The sequence below is a fragment of the Deinococcus sp. genome, from assembly GCF_018260405.1.
In the GTDB taxonomy this organism is placed as follows: domain Bacteria; phylum Deinococcota; class Deinococci; order Deinococcales; family Deinococcaceae; genus Deinococcus.
Window position 1 is genome coordinate 1 of the sequence record NZ_JAGLBG010000075.1, and the last position, 5,481, is coordinate 5,481.

Genomic DNA, 5,481 nt, shown 5'->3' on the forward strand with positions numbered 1-5,481 from the left:
CAACCCCCTCAAGATGCGCGGCCTGCCGGTGGTGCCCGAGCTGACCCCCGAGTTCTACGGCCTCTCGGAAGCCGACTTGCAGGAGCAGGTACAGGACGGCCCCTTTAGCGGCCCGCTGCGCGACGTGATCGGGCAGTTGCACGACACCTACTGCGGCAGCATCGGCTTCGAGTACAACTACCTGCCCGCAAACGAGCGCCAGTGGTTCCAAGAGCGCCTGGAAAGCAGCCGGGGCCAGGGCCGCTACGCCTTTAGCAACGAAGAAAAACACCGTCTGATGAACAAGCTCAACGCTGCCGAGGGGCTGGAACTGTACCTCAAGAACAAGTACCCCGGTGCCAAGCGTTTCGGTTTGGAGGGCGGCGAGAGCTTTATTCCATTGATGGACCGCATCATCCAGCAGGCCGGGGCCAGGTACGGCGTCAAGGAAGTCGTGATCGGGATGGCGCACCGTGGTCGCCTGAACACGCTGGTTAACATCTTCGGCAAGCCCAGCAGCGTGCTGTTCGACGAGTTCGATGGCAAGAAGAAACTGAGCGACGACCCCGACGTGGCGGGCGACGTGAAGTATCACATGGGCTATTCCAGCGACGTGAAAACGGTGGGCGGCCCCATGCACCTGGCGATGGCCTTCAACCCCAGTCACCTAGAACTCGTCTCGCCGGTGGTTCACGGCAGCGTGCGGGCCCGCCAGGATCGCCGGGGCGACAGCAAGCGCACCGACGTGCTGCCCATCACCATTCACGGCGACGCCGCTGTGTCCGGGCAGGGCGTGGTTATGGAAACGCTGAACCTCTCGCGTCTGCGGGGCTTCGCCACCGGCGGCGCGGTGCGCATTGTGATCAACAACCAGATCGGCTTTACCATTTCTGACCCGCGCGACACCCGCAGCAGCCGCTACTGCACCGACATTGCCAAGGTCGCCAACGCGCCCGTGCTGCACGTCAACGGTGATGACCCCGAGGCGGTGGCCTTCAGCGGTGACGTGGCCCTGGCCTACCGCCAGGAATTCGGCAAGGACGTATTTATCGACCTGATCTGCTTCCGGCGCAACGGCCACAACGAGAGCGACGAGCCGCGCATGACCCAGCCGATCATGTACCGCGAGATCGACCAGCACCCCGGCACCCGCGCACTGTACGCCGCCAAGCTAGAACAAGAAGGCGTGTTGCAGCCCGGCGAGGGTGAGAGGCTGGTGAATGACTTCCGCGACCGCCTGGACCGTGGCGAAACGGTGGTCGAGGAAATCGAGAACCTGGAGCAGAGTAAGCTGGCCGTGGACTGGAGCAGTTACACCGACACCCACTGGACTGATGACACCAGCACCGCCGTGCCACGCGAAAAACTCGAAGAGCTGGGCACCAAACTGGCGACGGTGCCGCAAGGCTTTACCGTTCACCGCACCATTGACCGCACCGTCATGAAACCCCGCGCAGCGATGGCGAAGGGTGAGCAGCCGCTCGACTGGGGGATGGGCGAAATGCTGGCCTACGCGACTCTGCTCGACGAGGGCTACGGCGTGCGCCTGGTCGGGCAGGACTCGGGGCGCGGCACTTTTGTGCACCGTCACGCCGTGCTGCATAACCAGAATGCCCAGGACCCCATGAACGAGGACTACATGGCGCTGGCGAACCTTTCGGACGATCAGGGCCGCGTGGAAGTGATCGACAGCACACTCTCGGAAGAAGCGGTCATGGCCTTTGAATACGGCTTTTCGACCAGCGAACCCAAGGCCCTGGTCGCCTGGGAAGCCCAGTTTGGTGACTTTGCCAACGGTGCCCAGGCCGTGATCGACCAGTTCATCAGCGCGGGCGAAAGCAAGTGGCAGCGCCTCTCGGGCCTGACGCTGCTGCTGCCCCACGGCTACGAGGGCGCAGGCCCCGAGCACAGCAGCGCCCGCCTGGAACGCTACTTGCAACTGTGCGCCCAGAACAACATGCAGGTCGTGGTGCCCAGCAGCGCCGCGCAGATTTTCCACCTGCTGCGCCGTCAGGTTCTGCGCCCTTACCGCAAGCCCCTCATCGTCATGACCCCCAAGAGCCTGCTGCGTAACAAGCTCGCCATGAGTCCGCTGAGCGATCTGTACGACGGGCAATTCAATGAGGTGATCGGCGACGCCGGGGTGCAGGGTGCCCGCCGCGTGGTTATCAGCAGCGGCAAGCTGCACTGGGAACTGACCGAGGCCCGTGACAAGGACAAGGAAGGTTACGCGGGCACGGCGCTGGTGCGTCTGGAGCAGCTCTACCCGTTCCCGAGTGACAAACTCCGCGCCGAACTCGCCCGGCACCCCGGCGCACAGGTGGTCTGGGCGCAAGAAGAACCCGAGAATCAGGGCGCGTGGCTGATGATCTGGGAAGACCTCGAAAAGAGCCTGCAACCCGGCCAGCAGCTGACCCATGCCAGTCGCGCCCGCAGCGCCAGCACCGCTACCGGATACGCCAGCGTGCACGCCAAGGAGCAGGCCGCCGTGATCGCGGGGGCACTGGGTGAACCCGTTAAGCATGAGGTCGTGCAGGAGCAAAAGGAATTGGCGGTCGAGGCCCAGCAAGAAGGCTGAATACTGCTCGGCTTAACTCTATATAAAGCCCCCCAGAGACGGGGGTTTTTTGCTCATGCTTGCGGGCGGCGCTGAATTTCTTATCCGGACTGCAGGGCAACCGCAAAGTCGGAGACTGCATAACATTTGATAAGTAGCCAGTAAGCAGGCTGGCTATTTTTACTGTATCCATCGGCCAAATACTCTCGGCATGGCGAAGCGTGATTTTCAAACGAAAAGTTTCACTTTACATTTGAGGGACTTTGCGGTTGCCCTGATCCGGACTGCCGGGTAATACGGACTGCCGCTCCATTGCGCTACACTCGGGAAGGGCGCCGCCTGCGGCTGCACACCGCAAAACCCGTCTGTCGCAACTATCCGAGCTGACTCGTAGACGGGGCATGTACCGGTTCAGTCGAAGTCCACCGTCCACCACGCTTCGCGCTGGGCGGCGAGGCGGGCGCGGGGGTCGTTCATGCTTTCCAGGGCAGCGGTCAGGCCCTGCCAATCCTGCTCACTCATGGGGTCGATGCTCAGCGCCCGCTGGTAGAATTGCGCGGCTTCCTTGGGTTTACCCGCAGTAATCGCCGCCTGCGCCGACACGCCCAGTAGGCTCATCTGGGTCTGTTCGAGCCGGGCGCGGACATCGTCGACCCACGGGCTGTCGGCTCCGGGCAAAAAGGTGCCGTATTGGCTGACCAGTTCCTTGAGTTCCTCGAAACCCAGGCTGCCCTGCTCGGCCTGTCCGGCCAGCAGTTCGTATCGCTGCACGTCGTAGTCGGGTTTCAGATCGTCGGCCAGGGCATATTTGCGGTTCTGGCTGACGACCGCCTCGTTGTTCAGGCTTTTGCGCAGGCGGTGCAGCGTCGTGTGAAACAGGCTGCTGGCCCGCGACTCGTCCTTCTCGGGCCACAGCGCCTCGGCGGCTTCCCAGCTGGTGACTTCCTTGTGTTCCAGCAGGTAGAAAAACAGTTCCAGCGCCTTGCGGCTGACCCAGGAGACCTGCTGCCGCTGCCAGAACACCTGCGCGGTGCCTAGTGCCTTGGCCTGCGTGCCGCTGTCGGCCTGCACGTTTAGCCCGCTGCGGCGCATCCGGGCATCGACGGCAGTGGTCAGGTCGGCGGGTGTAAAAGGCTTGGGCAGGTAGTCGTCGGCCCCCAGATTCATGCCCCGGCGCACGTCGCTGCGCTCGGCGTGGCTGCTTAGCAGAATGAACGGCATGGCCGAAAGGTGGTCGTGGTCGCGAACCTTTTCTAAAAATTCCAGGCCAGTCATGTAGGGCATGACCACGTCGCTGATAATCAGGTCGGGCGTAAACACCTTCAGCATGTCCAGCGCCTCGACGGGATGGTTGCTGGTTCTCACTTCATGTCCGGCGCGAGACAGAATGACGCTGATGAGTTTTACGATGGCGGCGTCGTCGTCGACGACCAGAATGCGCGGCATGACAAGAGTTTATCAGTTCGCCTAGTCATATGCGGGCTGCCTAATAAACAGTTTCTGACCAGCGTCCTGAACGCTCTTCAGGGAAAAATGATTGAAAAGGCGTAACAATCCTTTATGCCGTTTGAAAGACTTATAACATGACCACATGATTCCCCCGCTGACAGTGATTCAGGCCCAGATCCTGACCCTCGACGATTCCTGCGCTCAGGCCGAGGCCCTGCTGGTCGGCGGTGGGCGCGTGCTGGCGGTGGGCACCCGTGAAGAAATTGGGGCCATGGCCCCACGCGCCGAAGTGCTCGATTACCGTGACCTGCTCCTGACGCCGGGTCTGGCCGACGCCCATATTCACCTCGTGATGTACGGCGCGTCGCTTTCTCAGGTCGAACTGTTCGGCGTGAGCAGCGTTCAGGAGGTGCAGCGCCGCATTGCCGTGCGGGCGGCCACGACTCCCGCCGGGCAGTGGATTGTCGGGGGCGGTTTTCTGACCAGCGAACTGGGCCTGGAAGGGTACCCGACGGCGGCGCAACTCGACGAGGTCAGCCCTCATCATCCGGTGCTGCTTCATTCGCGGGATCATCATATGAGCTGGGTGAACTCGGTCGCGCTGAACGCGGCGGGCGTCACCGAAACCACGCCCGACCCAGAAGGCGGGCATATCATCCGGCCATTGGGGTGCCTTCAGGAAAATGCCCAGGCGCTGGTCTTGAACCAGATGCCCGAACCGACCGAGGCCGAGTGGCTAGCCGCGGCCAGGGCGGGGGCTGACGATCTGGCGGCGCGGGGGTATGTCAGTGCTCATACGATGGCCTTCGAGGACAGGGCCGCGCCCTGGGCCTTGCAAACCCTGGCGGCACGCGGCGAACTGCCGCTGCGGGTCTGGGCCTGTGTGCCGCATCAGCGCCTGCATCTGGCCCGCGAACTGGGTCTGGGCCTGAATCCCGGGGGGCTATTCCAGTGGGGCGGGGTCAAATTCTTTGCCGATGGGGCGCTGGGAAGCCGTACCGCCTGGCTGCACGCGCCCGGATTTGCCGACGGCAGCGGCACCGGCATTGCTCTTGACCCGCCCGAGGTGATTTATGAACGCGGGCTGGAGGCGGTTGCCCAGGGCCTGACACCGGTCACGCACGCCATCGGTGACCGGGCCAATACCGAGGTGCTCAACGTGTATGACAGGTTGCGGCCAGCGGCCCAGGCCCGTGGCATCCGGCTGCGTATCGAACATTCCCAGCATCTGCGCCGTGAGGATTTTGCCCGGATGCGGGGCCTAACCAGCAGTGTGCAGCCCCTGCATCTGCTGGCCGACGGCCCCATGATCCGTGAGTTGCTGCCGCCGCTGGCCGACACCACCTACGCCTTCAGGTCGCTCCGGGAGGCTGGGGCCATTCTCGCGTTCGGCAGTGACGCTCCGGTGGCGAAGCCGGATTACCGCGCCAACTTTGCCGCCGCCGTTACCCGCCTCGATGAAACAGGGGAGGCTGTGGCCCCCGCCGAAGCCCTGA

General features: G+C 63.3%; 3 protein-coding genes. 2 read left to right on the plus strand and 1 reads right to left on the minus strand.

Annotation, left to right across the window (positions count from 1 at the left end; genetic code table 11):
* The coding region (locus tag QZ269_RS09760; protein WP_291426523.1) for a 2-oxoglutarate dehydrogenase E1 component at positions 1-2,557 on the plus strand (2,557 nt) is incomplete at its 5' end.
* Between the two features lie 390 nt (positions 2,558-2,947).
* On the opposite strand, the gene QZ269_RS09765 is transcribed toward QZ269_RS09760, so the two are convergent.
* Entirely contained in the window at positions 2,948-3,982 is a 1,035-nt protein-coding gene (locus QZ269_RS09765; RefSeq protein ID WP_291426524.1) for a response regulator, read from the minus strand.
* Positions 3,983-4,127: 145 nt separating this feature from the next.
* Here QZ269_RS09765 and QZ269_RS09770 point away from each other — a divergent pair.
* Positions 4,128-5,481, plus strand: a 1,354-nt coding sequence (locus QZ269_RS09770; protein ID WP_291426525.1) for an amidohydrolase, incomplete at its 3' end; no start/stop codon positions are given.